This is a genomic window from Pseudoalteromonas sp. QJM3NY_12 (assembly GCF_056173165.1).
The window spans coordinates 574,660-599,924 of the sequence record NZ_JBWBUF010000002.1; the positions used below are offsets into that span (position 1 = coordinate 574,660).

The window sequence follows — 25,265 nt, forward strand, 5'->3', positions numbered from 1 at the left end:
GCTCACTAAATAAGGAGCACTGAATGAGTGAGTATATTATTTCGTTGTTACTGCTAATAATGCCTTTAAGCACATTTATAGCAGCCTGGTTAATTGGCCAACAATCGCGCGCTTCAAATGGTCATGTGCTGTTTAAAGTAATGGTGTTTAATAGCCTTGCATTTATAACAGCTATTACGCTTCATCAAATTTATGCTTTTAATTTACTCAGTTTCTTATCGCTGACCATGACCCGAATTATTATGCTGGGGCTTATATTATTTATCACGCTAATATTAATTCGCTTTTGTAAGCACTATATGCAAGGTGAGCCACGTGTAAACTACTTTTGGCGATGGCTACTACTTACCATCACTGCCGTATTAGTTGTGGTTATGAGTAACCACTTAGCGCTATTTTGGCTAGGCTGGGTGGCGATAAGTTTAGCACTACATAAACTTTTAATGTTTTACCCTGAGCGCCCACGAGCGGTGCTTGCCGCCCATAAAAAATTTATTGTGGCACGTGTTGCCGAATCCTTATTACTAATTGCATTTGGTATTTTGTGGTTCACTCACAATAGCCTGTACATAAGTGATATAACCGCCTTTTATAACACCACCACACTACCACTGTCTTTTGCAGAGCAAGTCGCCGCTTTTTTAATTGCCTTTGCGGCTTTAATAAAATGCGCTCAACTCCCAATACACGGCTGGCTAATTAAAGTGGTTGAAGTACCGACACCGGTGAGCGCGTTATTACATGCGGGAGTCATTAATTTAGGTGGCTTTTTATTAATTTTATTTGCTCCTTTGTTTATTCAAGCTAGCGCAGCCCAATGGTTAATTTTAATTGTTGCAGGTTTAACTACGGTGATCAGCGCATTAATAATGACCACTCGAATAAGCGTTAAAGTTCGGCTTGCCTGGTCTACCAGTGCGCAAATGGGGTTAATGCTGGTAGAGTGTGCGCTGGGGTTATTTGAGCTGGCTTTACTTCACCTTGTTACCCACTCAACTTATAAAGCTTTCGCATTTTTAAACTCAGGTAACGGCGTAAATGAAGATCTGATCCGTCGCCATATGCCAAAACAATCACCAGTATGCTTTGACTGGTTAGCCGGTGCGCTTATTTCAATAATAATCGTTGGTGCAGCATGGTTTATCAGCTCTTATCAGGGAGCGGTAAGTATTTGGTTGCTTTTAGCATCAGCGTTAACCATTTTGCTTGCAAATCAGCATGGTACAGCTACGGCTAAAACACGCAGTAAAAAACTGTTAATTGCACTATTAGTGGTCTTTAGCTATGTAGCGGCTAAAAATATCTTTGCGTTTGCACTTCCCCTTGAGCAGTGGCGCGAACCTGCATTTAGCCTGGCCGACAGTTGGATAATAGCCCTTATTTTAACCTTAATGATAGCAAGCTACTGTTTGCGCTATCAATCTTGGCGCCCTCAGGTTAAATCACTGTCTACTTTATTATTTGCAGGTTTGTATTTAGATGAGTGGTTTACACGATTAACACTAAAAATATGGCCGATAAATTTGCCTAATAATGGCCACACTGATTTAAAAAATCATGCCGTTGGGATCACTATTGAGGAATCAAAATGAGCACTCTAACGCCTTCAGATAATAGAGCACTCTCGCTAAGCGACAGTCAAAAGAGCCTACTTGATAAAGTATGCGGTTACATAGCACCAAACTGGCCGTTAGATCAGATGATTGCAGTTAACCCATTTTGGGAAATGCGCCATATGCCAATTGAAGATGTAAGCGCACGACTGGATACCTTATGTAATGCCAACATGCTAATGCCTAGTGATTTTTATCTTCAAAAATATAACACCGGCATAATTACCGACAAATACTTAGCCGATGCCGCAACGCTACTTAATAGTGACTTTAATAAAGAGCAACTATTACAAGCGCTTAAGATTGATGTGCCATTAGTAGACTGGCACAACATTGCTGATTTACTCGACCAGCAACGTAATAAGCATAAAATGGCTTGGCATGATGAAATTACTCATCAGTTAAGTCAGTTTTGTGCTGCGCATTATCAACAACTCGGTCCCATGCTGCATCGTAATGATACTCAAGCCCCATCTGAATTATATCGCCATTGGCTAACTGTTATTCAAGCGGATAAAGGCATTAGCATTGTTATGGATGAGCGGCATTTAAATGGCTACTTTAAGCAATTACCTACATGCGCAGATGAACTGATTGCACTGACCCTTAAAACGCTTAATATAGACAATGATTCGTTAGAGTTATACGCTCACTCATTGCTTTTAGATATTAACGGCTGGGCATCTTGGCTTGCGTATTTGCGTTTTCAAGGTCAGCTTTACGACACGCCAACAAATGAGATGAAGCAACTTCTGGCCATGCGCATGGCATGGGACTTAGTGATTTGGCAGTACCTAGCCAATCACGATAGTGCTACATTTAAGCAACTACAAAATCAGTGGCAACAAGAAAAAGCGCTTGTCGTTGAGCGCCTACATGCACATAAACTAGCACAAAAACCATTATGGGTGTGGGCAAAAGCGCTAGAACTAAGTTTTCAATATCCACTTAATGATGCGCTGCAAACCGCGACTAAAGCCCCCGTGAAAAACGCTCAATTACAAGCGGTGTTTTGTATTGATGTTCGCTCGGAAGTGATTCGCCGTGCGCTAGAGTCTCAAAGTCAACATATTGAAACTTTTGGCTTTGCCGGTTTTTTTGGTTTACCTCTGGAATATCAAGAAAATGGCAGTGCTATTACTCGCCCACAGCTCCCTGGGCTACTTAAACCGGCTATACATGCCACGCAAACTCACAAAGACGCGACACTTGAAGCATCACGCCAAAATAGTGCCACATGGCAAAGCTGGTCAAAATCGGCCCCTTCATCGTTTTCTATGGTTGAGTCAGCAGGTTGGCTATACGCATTTAAACTAATAAAAAATACCTTTTTATCTAAAGGCGATGCTGAAAAGTGCACCCCAACTGACTGGCAATTAACACAAAACCAGCAGCAACTTACCCTAAAAGACAAAACCGATTTAGCCCAAAAAGTGCTTACTACTTTAGGTATAAAAGCGTTGGCACCACAGGTGATGTTAGTGGGTCATGCTAGCCATACAACCAATAACTTACACAGTGCTGGCCTAGATTGCGGCGCCTGTGGCGGGCAAAGTGGTGAAGTAAATGTGCGAGTGCTCGCAAGCCTACTTAACGATGCTCAAGTACGTCAAGCGCTTAAAACTCGGGGACTCACACTGTCAGAAAACACCCAGTTTATTGCAGCCATTCATAATACAACCACAGATGTGATAACCACCTATGATGCTCAATTGGATGATAATCTAAAAAAATGGCTCAGTGTGGCAACACAAACAGCTCAGCGCGAACGCTTAGTTAATATAGAGCCAAAGCTGATTGATAAATCAGCGGATGAAATTAATCACGCTTATCATCAACGCGCCCGCGATTGGTCGCAGGTGCGGCCTGAATGGGGACTTGCAAATAATGCCGCCTTTATTGTCGCGCCGCGCTCATGGACGCGAAGTATTAACTTACAGGGGCGCTGTTTTTTACACGATTATGATTGGGAAAGCGATAACGACTTTGCAATATTAGAGCTTATTATGACTGCGCCTATGATAGTCACCCATTGGATCAATAGCCAATATAATGCCTCGGTTAACGACAATCACAAATACGGCAGTGGTAATAAAATACTTCATAATACGGTGGGCGGTAACATAGGCTTATTTGAAGGTAATGGCGGCGACCTGCGCATAGGCTTGGCCATACAATCGCTACACAATGGCGATAAATGGATGCACGAACCTATTCGCCTTAATGTATATATTGCTGCGCCACAATCAGCAATCGCAGCAATTTATAACAAGCATACGATGGTGAAGGAACTAATTGATAACCATTGGCTAACACTCATTCGTTGGGGCGATGACAATACGCTAGAGCGCTTTGAAAATGGACACTTCATTGCAATTGCCCCCTCCACAGAGCAGATATAATTAATGTTAAACGCCGTCATTGCCACTAAACATAAAAAGGCACCCTTGATCGCACTCGCATTGAAACCACTTGGCTATAATGTGGTAACAACCAGTCTATTTGATACCGATACGCTTGGGATGTTTACTAATGAAGTGCAGCGTGATTGCAGTGCCCAAATAGCGGCACTAATAAAAGCTCAACAAGCGTGTGAACTCACTGGCGAGCAATATGGGCTTGGTAGTGAAGGCAGCTTTGGAGGTGGCCCATACCCTGGGTTAATGAACTGGGATGAAGAAGTAATTTGTTTTTACGATAAACGCACAGACATCGCTATTTATGGACATGCAGGCGGGCCATTTTCACCTAGCAGCTTAACCATTAACAGCGAGACTAATGTTGAATCAATCACGGTCGCATGCCAGCGCTTTAAAGAGCAGCACTGGATACTTGATGACACTCAAACACTTTTTAAAGGGCTAAGCTTTGAAGGCTTGGTTGCTTTATTTAAAGAGAAAGTGCCCAAAGCAGGCATAATCACGCCTGATTTAAGAGCTATGTATAGCCCGCAACGCCAAGCTATTATTCGCCTCGCTGCCGAGGACTTAGCAAGGCGGTTGGCATCAAAATGTCCACAATGCCAGTGTGCTAACTTTGTTGCCAAACAACTCACTAAAGGCTTACCCTGTGAACTGTGTAACATGCCCACACAACAAGTAAAATCAACAACCTCTTTGTGTGATAGCTGCGGCTATAACCATATTGAAGCGAATAAAAAACACGTTGCCGATGCAACATATTGCCAGTTTTGTAATCCTTAAGAGTTATTATGACATCAATACAACCGACTCAATTATTAAATACTGAAGAGCGTATTAACCAAGCCGTAGCACTATTAAAAGCCGGCGAATGCGTTGCCTTACCCACAGAAACCGTTTATGGCTTAGCCGCAGATGCGACTAATAGTGATGCTGTAGCGAAAATATTTACCGCGAAAGGACGTCCAACAAATCACCCGCTCATTGTGCATATTCCCAATCAGTCGCATGTGCACCGCTGGGCAAAAAATGTAAATAAGGCGGCCATCACGCTTGCTGATGCATTTTGGCCCGGCCCACTCACCCTAATTTTAAATGCTAAAGATGATTTAAACAGTCCGGTAACAGGCGGCTTGCCCACAATTGGACTTCGCGTGCCTGCGCATCCTGAGTTTTTAGCGGTACTAAAACAATTAAATACTGGTCTTGCAGCTCCCTCGGCTAATCGATACAAGCAGTTGAGCCCAATCAACGCAGCTCATGTTATGCGCGATTTGAATGGTCGTATTAGTGCGGTATTACAAGGAGGTGAATGTAATGTAGGTATTGAATCGACCATTGTCGATGCCAGCTCAGAGCAGTTACGCATATTACGCCCAGGACCAATTTCAGCATCTGATATTTTGCAAAAAACTGGACTGCATGTCAGCACGCCACATTCACATAACGAAGTGGTACCGGGTAATGTAAAAGCGCATTATCAGCCTCATGCACCAGCCATGTTGGCTAATACTGAAGATTTCGCTAAAATTTTGAGTGAAAACTCTCAGAGTAAAAGTCACTATTTAATCTATTCTACTCAATTGCAACAGCAATTATTAGCGGGCGACATTCCATCAGAGCGTATTACTAAGCTCAGTAGTTGCCCTATTGAATACGCTAAAAATATGTATAAAGCACTGCATCTTATTGATGAGACGACCCCATTAACTATTTATATCGAAAAGCCGCCAATAAGCAGTGAGTGGGCTGCAGTGAATGATCGCCTTAGTCGCGCGGCTACTAGTTAGCTTGCAGGTATTCAATTACAGAGGTCGCGTTCACAGGTTTGTAAAAGTAATACCCCTGAAAACGTTTACAGCCAATATCCACTAACATATCAAATTGTGCCTGCTCTTCCACGCCTTCAGCGATAACACTTATGTTATGGCTGAAGGCAATGGCAATAATACTTTGCACCATGCTGATAGACTTAGGATCTATTAAAATATCATCTACAAAGCTTTTATCTATTTTAAGTTCATCTATGGGCAGGCGTCTTAATAAACTCAGTGATGAATAGCCTGTACCAAAATCATCCATCGAGAAACGTATTCCACGCGATTTTAAGCTCAGTATAGTTTCAATCACATGCTCAAGGTTATCCATAAACAGTGACTCTGTAATTTCTAAAATGATACTGTGCGGAGCAACATTGTGCGCCTCTATACTTTGCAATAATTTAGGAATAAAAGCACTGCTTTGAAATTGCATCACAGAAATGTTAATTGCTAGTTCAAGAGGCGTATCGCTATGTTGTTGCATCGTTGCAAATTCACTAATAGAGCGCGCTAAAACAAAGTCACCGATTTTAAAAATTAAATCACTTTGCTCCGCAATAGCAATAAACTCAGCAGGTGAAACCATACCCAACTCGCTATCATGCCAACGAATTAGTGCTTCCATAGCATGAATTTTACCCTGTTCATTTACTTGGCACTGATAGGCCATAGAGAATGATTGCTCACTTAGCGCTACATTTAACCGCTCTTCTACTTTTAAACGGCGTAAATAAGCTTGTTTTATACCTGCATGGTAATGGCACAGCCACTGTCCTGTATCTTTTGCCCATTGATTAGCCAAATGTGCGCTGCGCACTAGTTTACTTTTGGTTGTGCCATGCTCTGGGTAGTTGGCCACACCTACACTAATATTTAAAAGACGTTCAGAGTTATTAACTTCGTAATGTTGAATGCTGGACTCTAGGCTTTGTTCAAACACATGCCTGTTTTGTTCATCCAATAAATGCGGTGTAATAATGCAAAATTCATTGCCACTGTTTCTAAAAACCAAATATGGAGCTGCAAATGTCGCTTGCAACATTGCAGCATAGGTTTTAATTGCCTTATCACTGTACTCCATACCGAAGCGATTATTCATCGAACGTAAATTGGTAATGTTTATAATTGCTAAGCTAAACGATGTCTCTTTTTTCGCTTCAAAACTATCACGCAGTGCTTTTCGATTAGGTAACTTAGTTAAATCATCATTACGAGAAAGATAAAACAGCTCATCAATCCGTTTTTGCTCAGCACGAGCAATAAATCTAAAACCAAAATATAAGAGCGTACAAATCAGTAAATAAATGAAGGAATACCAACAGACCTTCCAATAAAATACACTTTTTATTGGCTGCATCGCTCTGTTTGAGAGTGTCCATAACTGATAGCGATTATCAAATTTTGCAGATGTGATATAAGGTTTATCTCCTATATGTGTATCAATACTAAACACCTCTTCTGAGGATTTAAATATTTCTTTATCCTTGCCCGTTTGCTTTATCAAAGAATTATCAGATAACCCTAACGCCTGCTTAATTTTGGTTTTTGTATAGCTAGCTATGTCTGCATCTTTTACGGAAGTGTATTGAATAAAACCATCAATCTCTCTTGCTATGATAATGTAATCGTCACTATTACTTTGCAAAATACTGAGGTACTTAGCGCCTCTTGATACAGCCAATCCCGCAGTCATTACAGCAATCACAGAGCCACTTTTGTCGCGTAATGACTTCCTTATTGGAATAACCCATTCTTGTAACGACTGATTAAAATAAGTTTGCCCTACGACCATTTTGTCTGAACTAAGAGTTTGTGCAAAACTTTGACGGGTTTTTTCATTTTTCTTAAGGTTGATCATTGTTGAGGCATTTAAATTTGAACTGTAGTAAATAATTTCCCCTTGGGGATTAAACAGTCCAAAGCCTAATAACACAGGGTTTTCTAGTAAAATATTGTCGAGGAGTTTTATTGTTGATGTTTTCTCGGGTAAGTTATTGTTTGAAAGAATATCTCTGCCAATTAGATCCAGCATAAGCTCTTTATTTCTGAGGGTGCTTTTAAGTGCTTGCGCAGAAAACTCCACACGATTTTGGGAGCTTGTGCGGTATTCTTTTTCGATATTTCGCCATTCATAAGCCAACAAAACGCTTAATAGGACTAGACCGCCCAATAGCAAAAAACAAAAGAGTTTCCATAAATTATTTTTTATTAGTGCCATCTAATTTCTCACAACCCGTTTGGTAGTGTGTTATGTATTTGGGCCCCTAACTGCACTTTATGGCTAGCTTGGTTTTTTTTCAAGCTATTTTGTTGCAAAATTGAAACAAACACAAAAAAGCACCCATTATTTAACAATAAAAAACTGGCGCAATTAACAAAAAATTCAGTAAGAGTATTGTTTTTTAATCGCTGAGGTAAGACGTTAATCCATTCTTAAATTGTATATACGTTTATCGCAGTGGTTATTGAGCGGCTATTATAATTTATTCCGTAAATATAATACTGATTTAAAACAATACCTTTAGTTCAAAATCACAATTAAAACTAGCATTTGTATTAAGCGCTTTAGCTTAGTCATAATTATGCAACAATCATCAGCGATAATAGCTGCATTATTAGTCAATATAGTTTTATAAGCCCCCATGAGTGAATCCATGGTGCAATTAACCTTTGCACTACCGTCATTTGAAGATCCTATCTCTGCGGCACTGAGCCACAGCATGGAATTTGAAACGCTGTCACAGCAGGCCAATAGCCAGCATCAAATTGCTTTGCAATGCGTTTTGCCTGAGGCTGCCCATGAAGGTGATATTATTTCACTTAGCGCAACGTTGCCAAACGCACGTGAAGCCCAGTACTACACAGAAAAAAAGCTCAGCCAACTTGATTTAGAGCAAGGACGAGTCACGCTTAGGTTAAGTCAAATAGCGCACCGTCGTGGTTTTGTAATGCAAATGATTTTGCATGGTAAACACGGTACGTTAAAAAATAGCTTGCAATTTGATATGCACATTAACCAATTTGGTAATGGATATACTGTACCAATAAATACGATTACGCCGCCAAAGCCTCATCGCGTTCGTCAGTACCTTGCCAGTGTGGGAACAGCTTTAATCTCACTTTTTTAGCTCTTGTTATAAACTTTTCCATTAAGCTTTAATTAGTTAATCAGCAAAGCTCACTTTACCCATAGTAATATCTAAAATTCCACCCCTTTTATTTTTTGCACTTTGTCGCTGCCCTGCTAAACATTCGTTTGCCAAAATAGCAAACAGCACCGCCTCTTTGGCATCGGGGTGAACACCTAAATCATCAGTATTCTTAAACGCCTTAATATTTGGGCAGTGTATTAGTAATTGCTCCATCAATAATGGATTATGAATTCCTCCACCACTGGCATATACCACACAGTTTTGAACCCCTTCAGCACAGTCATTTAACGCCCTAGCAATCGTAGTCGCAGAAAGCGCATTTAATGTCGCCAACACATCTTCATGGCTTAAATCTTGGGTTGCAGTTTGGGCTTGGGCTGCGCGTAATAAGGCTAAATTAAACACCTCAGGCCCTGTTGTTTTTGGCAGTGGTAATTTAAAAAATGCATTATCGCTGAGCGCTTTTAGCAGTTTTGCATTCACCTTGCCTGCTTTGGCAAGCTTTGCGCCCTCATCATAATGCAGCCCTTTAAAATAAGACTGAACGTAGGCATCCATAATGGTGTTACCTGGGCCTATGTCGCTACTAAACACGCTACTAGTATCACCGTTTTTAGGTAAAAACGTTAAGTTTGCAATGCCACCCATGTTTAATAAAATGCGGTTTTCATCAGGGCTGGCAAAAAATAAATAATCGCCATATACCGCTAAAGGTGCGCCTTCGCCCCCTGCGGCTATGTGCTTTTGCCTAAAATCGCCAACAGTGGTAATGCTTGTAGTAACTGCTATTTGGTCACTATCACCTATTTGCAAGGTGCCATGTTTAAAGTCATGATGGTTATGCTGCGACTGCGGACAGTGATAAATAGTTTGCCCGTGGCTTGCTATGGCATCAATACTCGCAGGGTCAATACCCCATGCAATTAAACACTGATTAACCATAGCACCATGGAGTTTTCCCACCCAAGGGTGTAACAAAGTCAGCACTTCTAAATCGCATTCGCGCTTGGCAAATACCTGCTTTATTTTAGTTTTATACTCGTCGCTGTATTCAACCGTAGTAAAATTTTTAACCTCTATTTGTGTATGTAAACCCGCACCGGTTATTTTACATAGCGCCACATCTAAACCATCTAAAGAGGTGCCACTCATTAAACCAATAATTAAACGACTGGGCTTTTTAGCGCTATTATAAAGGGCTTCGATATGAGGATGCATAGAGACTCTGTCTGGGTGTTTTTTACATTTTAAAAGAGTTTTAAGCAAAGTTATACCTGTATACACTTTAATTTTAATGAATTGTTTTTCATTGTTTAAGCGTTTAAAGCTTGCTAAGTTATTGGCTGATAATAACAAACTCATTTGTAGCATGATCACTTTACGAGCATTTAAACAACACGATACCTGCCAAATAGTCACCATTTTGAACGATCAACAAGTAGCTCGCTATTTGTCCTCTAAAATTCCATTTCCTTATACCCAAGCAGATGCAAACTGGTGGGTGAACGAAGGAGCAAAATTTGGCATCATTAAAGCCATTGAAGTTGATGGCCTGTGTGTTGGTTGTATTGGTGTTATTCCTGGTGAATTTGAGTATAGCCGCAGTGGCGAAATAGGTTATTGGCTTAGTCAGCAGTATTGGGGGCAAGGTATTATTACCCAAGCCATAGAGTTAATTACTAAAGAAGTGTTTGAAAGTACTAACTTAAACCGTATTCATGCGGCTGTATTTGCAGGTAATGTTGGCTCAATGAGCGCGTTGCTTAAAAATGGCTTTAATAACGAAGCTATTTTAAAGAAAGCAATTTATAAAAATGGTCACTATTTTGATAGCCATCTATTTAGTGTGCTAAAACAGAGTAATTGTTCTAATTAAATTCTTTCGACGGTTGAATTAACCACCTCTCGCCCAAAGCTCGTGTATCAAGGTACAAATCTTTTCTACCTATCCGCGCATTATTGTTGAGCAATGTATAGTTTTAAAGCTTAAACATTCGGTAGTAGGTGGTTTTTCACTTTATTTGGAGGTTTTTATGTCCACAACCAGTCGTCAATTTACTTTAGCATCACGTCCATATGGTGCTCCTACTAATGAAAATTTTGAACTTAAAAACGTAGAGTTACCATCATTAAAAGATGGTGAAGTATTGCTGCGTACTATTTATTTATCACTGGACCCCTATATGCGTGGTCGCATGAGCGATGCTAAATCGTATGCCGACCCTGTAGAAATTGGCGATGTAATGGTTGGTGCAACGGTTTGCCAAGTCGAATCATCTAAAAATGATAAGTTTAGCGAAGGCGAATGGGTATTAGCATATACAGGCTGGCAAACTTACGCTATCTCAAATGGCGAGGGCTTAATGTCATTAGGTAAAGAGCCAACTAATCCGTCTTATGCACTTGGTATTATGGGTATGCCTGGCTTTACCGCCTACATGGGCTTACTAGATATTGGCGCACCTAAAGCGGGTGAAACCGTTGTTGTTGCAGCAGCTACAGGCCCAGTAGGCGCAACGGTTGGTCAAATAGCTAAAATTAAAGGCTGTAAAGTAGTAGGCGTTGCCGGAGGCAGCGAAAAATGCGCTCATGCTGTTGAAACTCTTGGTTTTGATGCATGTATTGACCATAAAGCCGAAGATTTTGCCGAGCAGTTAGAAAAAGCATGTGAGCAAGGCATTGATGTTTATTATGAAAATGTGGGCGGAAAAGTGTTTGATGCCGTATTACCTTTGCTTAATACCTCAGCACGCGTGCCTATCTGTGGTTTGGTATCGCAATATAATGCCACCAGCTTGCCTGAAGGTCCTGATAGATCAGGTATGCTAATGGGACAATTGTTAACTAAGCGTATTAAAATGCAGGGCTTTATCATTTTTGATGACTATGGCGATCGTTATGACGAATTTGCACAAGACATGCAAAAGTGGCTGCAAGACGGAAAAGTTCAGTACCGCGAACATCTTGTAGATGGTTTTGAAAAAACCATCAGCGCATTTAACGACATGATCAGCGGGAAGAACTTTGGTAAAACCGTAGTAAAGATTAACAGCCCACTATAATAACATTCAGGCTGTGTTGTAATTCAACACAGCTCAATAAGGAAGAAAATGATTAAACTACACCACTTAAACAAGTCTCGTTCTAAACGTATTATTTGGTTATTAGAAGAGCTTGAGGTTGATTACGAAATTGTTGCTTATCAGCGCAATACTGAAACTTTTTTAGCCCCTGATGAGCTTAAAAGTGTGCATCCGCTGGGTAAATCGCCAGTTATAGAAGATGATGGCTTAGTGATCGCCGAGTCTGGTGCTATCACAGATTACCTGATCACTAAATATGGCAAAGGTAAGTTTGCACCAGTCACAGGTACTGCAGAATTTGTAGACTACCAACAATGGCTTCACTTTGCAGAAAGCTCTGCAATTTTACCATTATTGCTAAAAATGTTTGTCCAGAAAGATGGTGCTAAAACGCAATTTTTAGAGGGCTATGCCGATACTGAAACCGCTAAAGTAATTAGCTATTTTAACAGCCGCCTTGAAGGCAAACGTTATTTAGTGGGCGATACTCTCACTGGTGCCGATTTTATGATGTCGTTTATTGTTGAAATCGTTAAAAACGCTGGCCAACTAGGGCACTTTAAAAACCTAGTTAAATACGATGAGCAATTACAATCTCACGAAAAGTTTCATACTGCCAACGAGCTTGAAGCTAAATACGACTAATTTTATGTTCGCTTTGATTGTGGCTAACGCAATCAGAGCGACAATCTCGTTACTCAGGCCTGTCTAAATAAATTTGTTTAAACGCATTAAAATTCAATTCAAATAATTCAACCAACGTCGGATCGAAATGATTACCTGCGCCTTTAATTATCTCAGCTTTTGCTTCATCCATGCTCCAAGGCTCTTTATAACAACGACGACAACATAACGCATCAAACACATCTGCAATCGCAGTAATTCGGCCCTCTAAACTTATATCTTGCTGTTTTTTAGCGTGCGGATAACCCGCTCCATCCCATCGTTCGTGATGATCAATCGCAATATTAGCCGCCATATCAATGACAGGATTTCCCGTACCTTTGAGTATTTCCCAGCCTTTGGTGGTGTGCTGTTTCATAATTTCCCATTCATCAGGGTCTAATTTAGCAGGTTTGTTTAAAATCAAGTCTGGAACGCCAACCTTTCCTACATCGTGCAACTGCGCTGCTAAACTAATTCTATCGCAATATGCTCTATTTTGATCATGTAACTCAGCTAACAATTTGGCATATAAACCTACCCTGATCACGTGGGAACCTGTCTCTTTAGAGCGTGACTCCATCGCCCCACCCATTAACGATATAGCAAGCTGTTGTGTTTCTTCAACTGAATTGGCTAATAATAGGCTTTCAAATGTTAAAACCACATTACCTAAAAATAAATCGACTAGTTGCTGAGCTTCTTTTTTAACCGGTTGTAATGATTGGAATGCTAAAATAGAATCGAGCCCTTTTTGGGAGTGATGAAAATAAACATAATGATCATCTGCTATAAAATTCTGCTTAGTTTGCTTTGCTCTTAAAAAATACTCTTGATGTTTTTGTGGAATACTGTCAATTCCGTTGCCCGTGAATAAATGTATGCCAGAAAGCTCTCCTTCGATCATTTGTAGTCTTTGATCTAGCTGGCAAATGCCAAATACTTTAGGCGCATCAATATAGAGATTTGCCTCGCTCATATTCAGCACTAACTTAAGCTCTTCCATAACAACAGAGGTAAACTCAACTAAATCACCAATTTGGGTAATAGTAGAAATTGCTTTTATTAGTCGCTTTAAATTATGGCGGTGGGTTTGTAACATGCAAATATCGCGATACGCTCGCAAAGAAGTATAAAAAATTAATTCAAGGTCATGGCTTTGCAGTTGGCTCTTTGCTTTATAGCCATCAATATCATAATCGCGGATAACACTGCGCTCTGGCGCAACCCCTGGCTGTCCGGTTCTTAAAATAATTCGGCTGTACACATTTTGTAAGTCTTGGCGTATGTAACGAGCAAGCTCTAAGCCTGCATGCTCTGTCTCCATAACAACATCGAGCAAAATTAAAGCATAGCATTCTGAGCTTTGTAGTTTTTCTTTTGCTTGAGCTGCACTATAAACACTGTGCAGCTCGATAGGGCGTTGCTCAAATTCAAAGCGCTTCATTGCAAGTTGAGTTACTTGGTGCACCGAATCATCGTCATCCACCACTAAAATTTTCCATGGTTCAACGTTTTCAATATCCAAAGCCTGCTTTAAAACGTCATCATCTTGTAACCAATCCATAAACACACCCTGCTAATTATTGAGTTGATAGCGTTAAGGGAAATTGAATGAAAAAATAAACACCTGGTGTTTGTTTTTTCTTTACAAATATTTGCCCTTTCAAGCGGTGTACAACAAGGTTATACACAATATTCATGCCTAAACCGCTACCGCCACCCGCTCTATTTGTGGTGTAAAAGGGATCAAACACTCTTTTTCGAGCTTCTTCAGTCAAGCCGCATCCATCATCTTGATAATGAATTTGAACATATTCTGAGTATTCTATATGAACCGTGATTAGCCCTTTTCGATTGCCATTACCATAGCCGTGGACAATAGAATTCATGACTAAGTTTGTAAAAATTTGCGCTAAAGCCCCCGGATCAGAGTAGACCTCTGGTTCAAGCTCGGTTGCTGTAACCTTAATATCAATCTCTGTCGTTTTTACTGTGTGATACAGGCTTCTGAGCACTTCATTAAAATATTGGCTAATATATAAGCTACGGAGCTCTTCTGTGGTTTGATCAACCGCAACACGTTTAAAGCTGCTGATTAAACCAGCGGCGCGTTGCATATTTTTCAGTAAAATGTCACAACTTAAATCAACTTCAGTAATAAATTCGCTAAACTGCGTTTTACTCAAGGAGTCAGAAGCAACTTTGTTTTTAGTTTCAATTAGTATTTGTCTCAAATGCGACGTCGCAGTTACACAAACACCTAATGGCGTATTCACTTCATGTGCGACGCCACTAACTAAACTGCCAAGTGATGACATTTTTTCTGCTTCAACAAGCTCTTGCTGAGTGCGGCGAAGCTTTATGGTTTGTTCAAGTAAAGCTTGTTCTGCCTCATAGCGTTTACTCGACATTAAATTAATAGAATCACTTAGACGGTCATGAGGGCCGCGCTTAGATACAGTTTGAGAAAAGTCGCCACTGGCTATAGCTGAGCAAACCTGATCAATATCTTTACTGGCTTTAATTAAACGCTCAAAACTTCTAAACATAGTGCCAAGCTCATCTTTTTGAGCCATATATTTTTGAGCATGAATGGATAAATCTCCATTAGCTAGCTGTTCAACAGATTTAATCGCAATATTAATACGCTTAGTTGTTCTGTTAATAAAATACCAAAAGAGTAAAAAAATCAGTAATACACTTGCAAAAGCGGCTGCCAATAATGGTTTAAATTGCGCTTGAATAGGCCCAATAATATCCAATTCAGAGCGGCGCACTATCACTGTCCAATTACCAGTAGCAACCTTGGCCTTATCAAAATAGAAAACCCCAGAATCAAAAGGATCGTTAGCAGATAGTACCTCTCTTTCTTGTCCCTGTGACTTTAGCTGCTTGGCTATACTTGCATAATTAGTATCTAAAATTGCTTTCGTTTTTAATCCTGAGTAATTCAATGTCGTTGCAATCACGTTGTCGCGTTGACTGAGTAGCAAAACATCAATTTTTACTTGCTGCTTTATGGTTTGTAAAAACTCAGTGATGTCAGCAAGTGCTCTATCTACGCTTGCCATACCGACAAATTTATCATTAATGATAATGGGCGAACTTTGTTCAACTAGCATTCTTCCCTCGTAAACATAGGGCTCAGTGATCATCGTTTCGGTATTGCCATCACGTAAAAACTGTTGACGTACTCCCTCATAATAAAGACTAGATTCCATGTCCACCAAGGGCTCAAGTAGCAAGCGTTCAGAGTCACTAAAATCACGATGCCAATAAGGTAAAAAACGACCGGTTTGGTCTACATAAACGCCCTCTTTTAATGGCGAAGCATTCACATAGGCTTGATCTTGATTATCGGCATTAGGTTCATAACCAAAAGAAGCCCCCACGAATGAAGGATTCATTTTAAGCACTGCACGAACAAAATTAATACTTGCCTCTCTATCACCAAACAACCCATTTTGCTGTGCTAAGGCCATAATTTCGGTAGTGCGTACTGCCAATTGCGTCTCTTCATTTACTTTTGCAGCAATAGTATCGGCGGTCTGACTCAAGTTAAGCTTTGCTTGCATAACAGCCTGATTAAGGCTGGTTGAATACCAGTAACTCAAAATACCAGTAATAATAAGCATTACGGGAAATGCCAAATAAAGCAGCATTTTTCCTTGCAAAGAATGTATGAGTGTTAGTCGCATAATTTTAGGCTTAAACAAGCAAGCCAATGTCCTGAGGATTTGAAGTAGTAAGCTTAAAAATTAGACTATAAAAACTTTCTAGGCAAATGAATTGTGTAGAAATTTATTTATATGTCAGGCTTTAGCAAATACTAAAATTAACAGCCATTTTGCATTAGAACTTACTGCTAACTTGTTAACGGAGTAATAGCGCAGTAATTTATTATATTCCTGCAATCTCGCGTTCGGTAATACATTCATCTGACGCCATTTCGAATTCTCGACACGTTAATGGGCGATTTTCGTAAATAGTACACATTAACGTATTACGATCGAGTGCTTGGCACCAACCATCGTCGCCGCGCTTCATGACTTCACTGCCCCATTTGTCGTAATCAATATACTGAAAAGGGACACCGGTATCACTAACAATACGCACTTCTAATTGGCAACAACACGCTTGGCAATTAGCACAAGTAACGGCGGTTGTATCGATATTTTCAACAGCAATGATTGAGTTTGACATACAGACTTATGAGAAATGATATACAACCTACAGGATACACGAGCGGAGCAATGGTGACAGTAAAATAACTGTCAGATTTTATAAACATCGTCATATGTAATTAACCAATTACTAAAAAAGCGTGCTGGTTAATCAGCACGCTTATTAGTTACGGATTAAAAAGTGAAAACCACTTTAACGTTATCCGATACAGCCGATGAAGAAACAAAGCCAATGGTGTTAGGGTTAGCTGAGACCATTTTGATCACTTCACTGTCATTTTCTAACTCTTTAGGCGGTGTGCCTTTTCCTGTAAAAATCAGTTTTGACCAATACGCTTTTAACTGGTTAGAAGTTTTGTTGAGCAATTTACTATTAAATTGCTCGGTTGCAGCACTGCTTGATTCTTGAGATATTGGAATGATCTTATTACCATTACTAAATGACTTTTCTTTTCCTGTATAAATTCGACTAATAACAGACTCATCAAAACTACTTTCATTTGAGGGATGCACAATAATAGCAAAATCTGCATAGGCGAAGTTAGTAAACAAGAATATTACACAAAATATTAATTTTTTCATTTTACTTCTCCTTAAAATACAACATCAACACCAAGGGTGATTGCTTTACTATCACCAGCCACAGCTAAATCAAACGAATCATCTTTAACCCTATCGTATTGCACTTTAAATGCCGCTGACGGATGAAAGTCCCACCTCACACCAACAGCAAATGTATTATGCTGCTCTGTATCGCCCTCACCTTCTTGTTCAAAGTCTGAAAACATGACATAGGGGGTAATTGAGTCAAAACGATAGCCCGCACTGATCATATAAGTATCAAGATTACCATCTAGGTCTAAGCGGTTAAGTTCACTTAAAACAAAAAAATCACCAAAATCAAGATTTGCAGCTAAGCCATAAAATTTACCATCTCTGCTGTCTTTACCGTCCCACAAAACGGGTTCACCCGCGCGAAAACGCTTGTTGGTATATTGCATGTGGGTCACTCTTAGTTCGAGCCAGTCACGATTAAGTAGTAGTACGCCGCCTAGCATATCTTCCCAAATTTCTCTTGTCGGCTCTTGAAAGAAGAAGTCTGATAACAGTTTGTTATCGTCATCATCTTCTTTACCGGTATAAACATTTGCAGATACTCCCCAGTCACCTACAGAGCCTGAGTAAAGTAAATTAACCCCCTCGTAGTTAAATACTTGCCATGTATAGTTGTCAGCAGGGGCCCGCATCCACACATATGCATAACCTACATCGAAGAAGTCTGAATAATAAAATAGTGGTAAACGCTTCTTACCGGCTTGAATAGTCCAATTATCGTTAATATCGTAAGAAATATAGGCCCATTCAAAATTTGCCTCAAAGTCGTTAACTCCTCTGGCAACTAGCTGACCAGTGACAGAAAGGCCTTCACCTAAATCGCCTGATACCTGTAATCCAATCAAAGACTCTGGCGAAAAGGATAAATCTTCAGTGTAGGCACTTACATTTGGGTAGTCCGCAAGAAAGGTTGGTTCAACGCCATATTGCGGGACACCGGTGCCGCTTAGCACTTTACCCGCATTAATACTCGCGAAACCTGAAATATTAATTTCAGCATAACTACTTGCTGATACAAATACCCCCAATAGTATAATTTTTTGCAGTTTCATTGATCACCTCATTATTATAATGGCCGTCATAGCCAATTTGAGTATAGTAAAGCGAAGAAAAGAAACAAAAAATTAACACTTTTTTATTTTTAGACTGGTTTTTCATATTAATTAGGCGCCGACCTTGATAGCAATATTGCTTTAATTTCGCTGTAGCGCTGTTGCTCGCAAAGTGCAAACCCACTTAATTGCCGTACTTTATTGCGTGCAAATAGCGGCACACTCATTCCCGCCAAAAACCGACATTGGGTTTCAATGCCAACATTATGCCCCCCTTTCGTTGCCATATGTACCAAAAACTCATCCACCTTTTGATATATAAGCGCTGTATCAATCTTTGCAGGAGTGATTGAATATTCAAGCTTGACCGCATGTCCACGGCACACACTACAATGCCCACATTGCTGTGGCGCATTCGCATCATCAAAGTAACGGGCTAAGTTATAGCTTAAGCAAGATTGCAGCTCAAAAAAACGTACCAAAGCAGCAATCCGTTTTATTTCAGCTTGCTCTTTATCGGTAAAGTAATCATGTAACTGCTGGGCAAGTGCAGGGTTATTAATCACCTCGCTATGCACTTTGTACACTTGAGTAATACGTTTGGTTTCAAGGGTGATAAGGTTTTTTTCTGCTAAATAATCAAGCGCGGCTACAACACGTTTACGGTCAACCTGTGCGGCTTGCGTTAGGGAGTCAAAGTTAAGTGTGCCCCATATTTTTTTAAAGTCGGTGTGGCTAAATATTTGCGATAAAAAAGCTTGGCGCTGCTGATCAAACTGATTAAGCAACTCATTTTTATCAACTAGAAATTTATACTTAAAATCGGCGTAGTACGCATATTGCGGGGTTATTGCACCTTGCATTTCCAATTGTACCAGCAAGGTTTTAAGGGCAAGCTGGCGAATATTACTTTCGCTAGAAAGACTATATTCTTGCATTTCCCATTGCTGTTGAGCTTGGCGAATATCGTTAATAACATATTCAATACCGCTGAGCTCTGGGGTATCGCCGTACACAAAGTTTTCTACTGTATTTAAGCCATCTAGATTAGCCAGCGTATAACAATTCGATGGGTTGCCATCACGTCCTGCACGGCCAATTTCTTGGCTGTAGTTTTCAATTGATTTAGGTAAATCGTAGTGAATTACAAAACGAATGTCTGATTTATCAACCCCCATGCCAAAGGCAATAGTGGCGACCACTACATTTATTTTTCCCGCCATAAAATCATCTTGAATTTGCCCGCGTAGGGTGTCTTCAAGCCCTGCATGATACGCCACCGCCTGCAGGCCCTGTGCGCTTAACATATTGGCCACTTGTTCAGCACTTTGCTGCAGCGTAACATACACAATACCGAGGCCGGTTTGCGTACGGACAATTTCAGTAAGCTCAGTATTTTTATCAGCCGTTTTAACACTCAGCACATTTAAATCTAAATTAGCGCGATAAAACCCCGTTTGCACAATGCATTTTGGATCAATAGCAAATCGCTCTGCCATATCGCGTTTAACTTTTTTAGTCGCGGTGGCGGTTAATAGTAGCACTAACGGAATATTTAGCTCTTCACGGTAACGAGGTAGTTTTAAGTAATCGGGTCTAAAGTTATGACCCCACTCTGAAATACAATGCGCTTCGTCTACTACCAACATAGAAAGTGCCACTTGGCTAATAAACTCTCTAAAGCGCTCGTTTTTAAAGCGCTCAACTGACACCATTAACACTTTAATTTTACCACTGCGCACGTCGTTCATTACCGTACTGCTTTGCATTTGATCTTGGCTTGAATCAAGACTTGCGGCATAAATGCCTTTACTGTTTAAAAAACTTATTTGATCTTTCATCAACGCTAATAATGGCGATACTACCAAGGTTAAATGCGGTAAATGTAACGCAGTAAGTTGATAGCACAAGGATTTACCCGATCCAGTTGGGAATATAGCCAGTGACGATTGACCATTTAGCAGTTGTTCTATGGTTTGTTGTTGCCCTGCTCTAAACTGATTAAAACCAAAATGTTGCTCAAGAGACTGAACTAGCGAGGTACTCATAAAAGCGTCCTTTTTATGTCGGTGCCCATAAATACTGTAAATGCGCAGTAGATGAAATATTTGCATATCAGTATACAGCATATCATTGGATTTATTGCTGACATATCCTTCAATTAGGCGCACACTATAGCCCTATAAAAGCATGCTTTGCCAAAATAATTTTTTGATACCCAAGTCATTTTAAAAATCAACGTACAGAAATTGCTTCGGTATATTATTTTTAAGGGCATAGTCATGGACAAAACCATACCAAAAATTGTCATCATAGGCGGTGGCGCTGGTGGGCTGGAGCTAGCAACTCAATTAGGGCACAAATTAGGAAAGAAACAACACGCAAATATATTACTCATTGATAAAAACCGCACTCATATATGGAAACCGTTATTGCATGAAGTAGCAACCGGCTCTATTGATGCCGATTTAGATGGCGTTGTATACTCAGCGCATGCCGCCAAGCACCACTATAACTTCCAACTTGGTACCTTTTGTAACCTCGATAACAATAATAAAACCATTACCTTGAGCCCTCTATATGACGAGTTAGGGCATCAAATATTACCTAAACGAACTGTTCACTATGATCATTTAGTTATTGCCATTGGCAGTGTCAGTAACGACTTCAACACCCCGGGTATTAAAGACCATTGCTTTTACCTTGATTCAAACCAACAAGCCGAGCGTTTTCAACACGCCTTACTAGATAACTTTACTCGCCTTCATCAAGACGACGACCCATTGCATTCATTAAACATTGCTATTGTTGGCGGTGGGGCAACTGGCGTTGAACTCTCAGCTGAGTTGTATCATGTTTCTGATTTACTCAAAATATACGGTTTAACCAATATGTCGGCGAAACGCTTGCACATACATTTGATTGAAGCGGGTCCCAGAATTTTACCTGCGTTGTCTGAGCGGATAGCCAGCTCAGCCAAACGTGAATTATTAAGATTAGGGGTTACCGTACGAGAAAACACCCAAGTTAAACAAGCAACCGAGCATGGCTTTATCACTAATAATGACGAGCAAATAAATGCGGATATTATGGTGTGGGCAGCAGGGGTAAAAGCCCCAGACTTCATTAAAGAGCTAAACATATTTGAGCTGACACGTAGCAATCAAATAAAAGTGAATGATTACTTACAAAGTAGCCTAGACCCTCAAATCTATGTGCTTGGTGATTGCTGCGCGTTTACCCAAGACGATGGGACTCAAGTGCCGCCACGCGCACAATCGGCTCATCAAATGGCGCAATGCGTTGAAAAAAATCTAATTGCTACACTACGTGAGCAGCCCCTGAAAAAGTTTGAATATAATGACCATGGCTCACTGGTAAATTTATCGCGCTACAGCACGGTGGGCAGCTTAATGGGTAACCTAACCAGTAGTAGCTTTTTTATTGAAGGTAAAATTGCCCGCTTTATGTATATTTCACTATATAGAATGCATCAGCGCGCTATCCACGGCAGTGCCAAAACCTTTGCTTTGTGGATCAGCGAAAAGGTGCTGCGTGTTGTTCGCCCAAAAATGAAACTACACTAAATAACCTGAACTCCGGATAATAAACATAAATATCATTTTGATTAAATATGTTAGTAAATCTCTTAACTAGATTTCAGGTTAAATAGCTACATCAGCCGCGGTAATAAATAAGATTAAACAAATATTTATTACCGCCGTCTTTAATTTTTCACAATTCCCATATAAATTTACATAAACCACTCACGGAATTTAGTAATGACCTTTAAAACGCTTATTTTTAATTTTGATGGTACCGGCAGTGAACCCCGCGACGCAGATCAGTTCAGTACAGAGCATTTTAAAGAAGACGCCAGTATTTCTAATATTCTAAAACTACACTTATTGCTCGGCGGTAAACTTGATGATTCACCCACTACCCCATTTTCACAGCAACTAAGCTTTTATTACCAAGGCATAGGCACCAAAGGCAGTCGTTTAAAACGAATTTTAAATCAAACACTTGCCCCACGTTCTGAAGATGTGGCCAGCATTTTGACTCAGGCTATCACAGATTTTAAGCAGCATTATCAAAGTGGCGATACTGTTCTACTTACCGGTTTTAGCAGAGGCGCTGCATTAGCAAGGCGTTTTGCTAAATGCCTAGAGCCATTAATAAATGAGCAAGTATATTTGTGTGTTTTTGACACCGTGGCCTCAATTGGCCTGTCAAAGATAAATAAAGCGACCCGTGGCGCAGAGCATGTGGTTTTTGAAAACCATACTATTGCCAATAATGTAGCTGGGGCCCTGCATTGTGTTGCGCTTGATGAGAAACGACGGGCCTTTGAGCCCACATTAATGAATCAACAAGCAAACATTACCGAGCTGTGGTTTGCAGGAGCCCACTCCGATGTAGGAGGAGGCTACTATCGCGATGGGCTTGCCGATATTTGCCTGCGTTATGCGCTTGAGTGGCTCATTGCTCAGCCGCTATCGGTTTCGTTATTAACCAGTCATGACATAGACTATGAAAACCTTTTACCTGAGAGTAACTTGGTTGCCCAAGACGATGTGACTGTTATTCCCGATCCACTGGCGCTAAGTCATCAGCAAAATTACTTTTGGTTAAACCCATTTTTCAAGCTGGTTGATAGGCAGTGCTGTGTATTAATTAACGATGAAATTAGCCACAACGCTCCATTAATACATCACAGTGTTGCACAGCGAATTAATAAACTAACCAGCTATCGCCCTGAATCGTTAAAAAATATACATTATAAAATGATTTACAGCGATGACAGTACACTAAACTTTATGGGGCTTAGTAGTCATATAATGCTCGCCAATCAAAATATGAGCTTACTGAGTGTTAATCAAAGCAAAGATGTGATGGTGTACGCTAGTGAAGCCTACAACGCTACCGGCTTAATGCTTGCCCAAGATGCAACGTATCGCTTTACTCCTTACCCGAACCAATTTTGGTATGACGATGGTGTAAAGTGCCCTCCTTCCGGCTGGCATCGCGATAATGTGCAACTCGGCGTTAAAGAAATCCCTATGGCATTACTTGAGCCATTTAGGCGTTTAGCCACGGCGCAGTGGTTTAGCTTAATAGGAACAATTGGCCAAAGCGATGACCATGCATTTGAAATTGCCGAAGGCGTTGAAATAACCATTAAAAAATCAGGAGAATTTTGTCCATTTGCTAATGATTTAAGTCGTTTTTATGGGGCGAATGCTGGCAGAATAAAACTCAAGGTAACACGCTTAAGCTGATAAAGTGCCCTAATAATCAGTGCACTTTATACTGCAAAGTGCACTGAGCTAGGGATAGCTGGTGGATGTTATTGCTTTTTCATTTTATGCCCTTTCACGGCATAAAATAATATAAATAAGTAACAAGGTAACAATACAGAGTAGCCAGTTTGTAGCGAGGTAAAGCCGCTCAGTAAGCCCCATAACACCGGACCAAATGCACCGCCCGCTATACCCATTACTAACAGTGCTGAGCCTGTGCTGGTTAGTTTACCTAAACCCGATAACGCAAGTGGGAAAACCGCCGGCCAAACAATGGCGTTTGCTAAACCTAAAAAGGCAATTAGCAGTAAAGCATCTGGTAAATTAGCACCTCCTAAAGGCACCAGTATGGCATTGGCAATAACAAAAGACTGCGCATCAATAAACAAAATGCAAAGGGTGATCACAATACCCAATACAGCCGATGCTGTTAAGGCCGATTGCTGAGAGATAAATTTAGGGATAAGTAAAATACCTAAAATATAACCAAACACCATAAACATCATAGTGTATGAGGTCATTACCCCATAGTTTTCAATACCCAGCGATAGTGCAAAAGTACCTATGGTATCGCCAGCAATAACCTCTACCGCAACATACAAAAAGATAGCAATAGCACCTAACACCAAGTTTGGATGAGAGAGTGTTTCACGAATTTCACCTTTGTCGTTTATTGCTTCAACTTCATCATTGATAAGCTCAGGCAGCGGAGACTTTTTAACCGCAAAAGCTAATACACCAATAAATAAGGCCATGCCTAAGTAAGGTAAAATAAGACCATTTGCCATATCATCAACTTGCTGTTGGCTTAGCTCTGTGCCTACCGTACCGGTAAAGTTACTTAAAATTAAGGCGGTAAATACCATCGGTGAGATAACTCCCGCGCCTTTATTTAAAATCCCCATAATACTAATACGTACAGCCGCCGATTCTTCTGGCCCTAAACGAACTACATATGGGTTAACCGCGGTTTGTAATAAGGTTTGCCCTGCGCCCATTACCAACTGCGCTAGTAAAAATAAAGGAAAAAACTGCGACATAGCAGCAGGAATAAACATTAAGCCTGCTAGCATCATACAGCCCATCCCCAATGCCATACCGTTTTTGTAGCCGACCTTTTTGATCAGTACTGCCGAGGGCAGCGCGGTAAATGTGACCGCAATATAAAAGGAAAATAAAATTAACGACCCTTGAAATGGGGTTAATTGTAAAATTTGACTTAAGTAAGGCATTAACGAGCCATTAAGCCAAGTAGCAAAGCCCAGTATAAAAAATAATACCGCTACAATGGCCATGGGAACCACGCTACTATTTTTGGACGTATCCATAACATTGGTTGTCATGTTATTTTCCTTTA

At 40.4% G+C, this 25,265-nt stretch carries 19 protein-coding genes; 10 read left to right on the plus strand and 9 right to left on the minus strand.

What is annotated here, in order from left to right; translation table 11 throughout:
* Positions 1 to 23 precede the first annotated feature (23 nt).
* From AC0VZ5_RS18325 to AC0VZ5_RS18340, 4 genes are read left to right on the plus strand one after another with little or no spacing between them, the layout of a single operon-like run.
* Positions 24 to 1,592: an NADH-quinone oxidoreductase subunit L gene (locus AC0VZ5_RS18325; RefSeq protein WP_475474834.1), complete on the plus strand. Its 1,569-nt coding sequence runs from the start codon at positions 24 to 26 to the stop codon at positions 1,590 to 1,592.
* Positions 1,589 to 4,015, plus strand: a complete 2,427-nt coding sequence (locus AC0VZ5_RS18330; RefSeq protein ID WP_475474835.1) for a YbcC family protein — start codon at positions 1,589 to 1,591, stop codon at positions 4,013 to 4,015. Before AC0VZ5_RS18325 ends, AC0VZ5_RS18330 begins: the two co-directional genes overlap by 4 nt.
* Positions 4,016 to 4,018: 3 nt before the next feature.
* Positions 4,019 to 4,816, plus strand: coding sequence for a DUF6671 family protein (locus tag AC0VZ5_RS18335; RefSeq protein WP_475474836.1), 798 nt, complete (start codon positions 4,019 to 4,021; stop codon positions 4,814 to 4,816).
* Between the two features lie 8 nt (positions 4,817 to 4,824).
* Positions 4,825 to 5,823 (plus strand): L-threonylcarbamoyladenylate synthase, encoded by a 999-nt coding sequence (locus tag AC0VZ5_RS18340; RefSeq protein WP_464711759.1) that lies wholly within the window; start codon positions 4,825 to 4,827, stop codon positions 5,821 to 5,823.
* Here AC0VZ5_RS18340 and AC0VZ5_RS18345 read toward each other — a convergent pair.
* Positions 5,816 to 8,071, minus strand: a complete 2,256-nt coding sequence (locus tag AC0VZ5_RS18345; protein WP_475474837.1) for a bifunctional diguanylate cyclase/phosphodiesterase — start codon at positions 8,069 to 8,071, stop codon at positions 5,816 to 5,818. The genes AC0VZ5_RS18340 and AC0VZ5_RS18345 overlap by 8 nt on opposite strands.
* A gap of 424 nt (positions 8,072 to 8,495) precedes the next feature.
* Here AC0VZ5_RS18345 and AC0VZ5_RS18350 point away from each other — a divergent pair, with 424 nt between their 5' ends.
* Entirely contained in the window at positions 8,496 to 8,981 is a 486-nt protein-coding gene (locus AC0VZ5_RS18350; protein WP_198522863.1) for a hypothetical protein, read from the plus strand.
* Between the two features lie 36 nt (positions 8,982 to 9,017).
* Here AC0VZ5_RS18350 and AC0VZ5_RS18355 read toward each other — a convergent pair whose 3' ends face one another.
* Entirely contained in the window at positions 9,018 to 10,223 is a 1,206-nt protein-coding gene (locus AC0VZ5_RS18355; RefSeq protein ID WP_138605770.1) for an anhydro-N-acetylmuramic acid kinase, read from the minus strand.
* 151 nt (positions 10,224 to 10,374) lie between these two features.
* On the opposite strand from AC0VZ5_RS18355, the gene AC0VZ5_RS18360 reads away from it, so the two are divergent.
* The 3 genes from AC0VZ5_RS18360 (at position 10,375) to AC0VZ5_RS18370 (ending at position 12,733) form a co-directional block, all read left to right on the plus strand.
* A complete protein-coding gene (locus AC0VZ5_RS18360) occupies positions 10,375 to 10,881 on the plus strand; it encodes a GNAT family N-acetyltransferase (RefSeq protein WP_178957430.1) in 507 nt (168 codons plus the stop codon).
* Between the two features lie 157 nt (positions 10,882 to 11,038).
* Positions 11,039 to 12,067 (plus strand): NADP-dependent oxidoreductase, encoded by a 1,029-nt coding sequence (locus AC0VZ5_RS18365; RefSeq protein WP_475474838.1) that lies wholly within the window; start codon positions 11,039 to 11,041, stop codon positions 12,065 to 12,067.
* 48 nt (positions 12,068 to 12,115) lie between these two features.
* Complete coding sequence (locus tag AC0VZ5_RS18370) at positions 12,116 to 12,733, plus strand: glutathione S-transferase family protein (protein ID WP_178956975.1); 618 nt, start codon at positions 12,116 to 12,118, stop codon at positions 12,731 to 12,733.
* A gap of 49 nt (positions 12,734 to 12,782) precedes the next feature.
* On the opposite strand, the gene AC0VZ5_RS18375 is transcribed toward AC0VZ5_RS18370, so the two are convergent.
* From AC0VZ5_RS18375 to AC0VZ5_RS18400, 6 genes are all read right to left on the minus strand, one after another.
* Positions 12,783 to 14,318: an HD domain-containing phosphohydrolase gene (locus tag AC0VZ5_RS18375; RefSeq protein ID WP_475474839.1), complete on the minus strand. Its 1,536-nt coding sequence runs from the start codon at positions 14,316 to 14,318 to the stop codon at positions 12,783 to 12,785.
* A gap of 16 nt (positions 14,319 to 14,334) precedes the next feature.
* On the minus strand, positions 14,335 to 16,452 hold the full coding sequence (locus AC0VZ5_RS18380) for an ATP-binding protein (RefSeq protein ID WP_475474840.1): 2,118 nt from the start codon (positions 16,450 to 16,452) through the stop codon (positions 14,335 to 14,337).
* Between the two features lie 202 nt (positions 16,453 to 16,654).
* Positions 16,655 to 16,957, minus strand: coding sequence for a YkgJ family cysteine cluster protein (locus tag AC0VZ5_RS18385; RefSeq protein WP_198522866.1), 303 nt, complete (start codon positions 16,955 to 16,957; stop codon positions 16,655 to 16,657).
* A gap of 155 nt (positions 16,958 to 17,112) precedes the next feature.
* Positions 17,113 to 17,520: a substrate-binding domain-containing protein gene (locus AC0VZ5_RS18390; RefSeq protein ID WP_178956981.1), complete on the minus strand. Its 408-nt coding sequence runs from the start codon at positions 17,518 to 17,520 to the stop codon at positions 17,113 to 17,115.
* An 11-nt stretch (positions 17,521 to 17,531) separates the two neighbouring features.
* Entirely contained in the window at positions 17,532 to 18,605 is a 1,074-nt protein-coding gene (locus AC0VZ5_RS18395; RefSeq protein ID WP_054201437.1) for a porin, read from the minus strand.
* A 107-nt stretch (positions 18,606 to 18,712) separates the two neighbouring features.
* Entirely contained in the window at positions 18,713 to 20,653 is a 1,941-nt protein-coding gene (locus AC0VZ5_RS18400) for a RecQ family ATP-dependent DNA helicase (protein ID WP_475474841.1), read from the minus strand.
* A 234-nt stretch (positions 20,654 to 20,887) separates the two neighbouring features.
* Here AC0VZ5_RS18400 and AC0VZ5_RS18405 point away from each other — a divergent pair, with 234 nt between their 5' ends.
* Both AC0VZ5_RS18405 and AC0VZ5_RS18410 read left to right on the plus strand, forming a co-directional pair.
* Complete coding sequence (locus tag AC0VZ5_RS18405) at positions 20,888 to 22,192, plus strand: NAD(P)/FAD-dependent oxidoreductase (RefSeq protein WP_475474842.1); 1,305 nt, start codon at positions 20,888 to 20,890, stop codon at positions 22,190 to 22,192.
* Between the two features lie 195 nt (positions 22,193 to 22,387).
* Positions 22,388 to 23,887: a phospholipase effector Tle1 domain-containing protein gene (locus AC0VZ5_RS18410; protein WP_475474843.1), complete on the plus strand. Its 1,500-nt coding sequence runs from the start codon at positions 22,388 to 22,390 to the stop codon at positions 23,885 to 23,887.
* 68 nt (positions 23,888 to 23,955) lie between these two features.
* Here AC0VZ5_RS18410 and nagP read toward each other — a convergent pair whose 3' ends face one another.
* Complete coding sequence (gene nagP / locus AC0VZ5_RS18415) at positions 23,956 to 25,251, minus strand: N-acetylglucosamine MFS transporter NagP (protein WP_475474845.1); 1,296 nt, start codon at positions 25,249 to 25,251, stop codon at positions 23,956 to 23,958.
* Positions 25,252 to 25,265 lie beyond the last annotated feature (14 nt).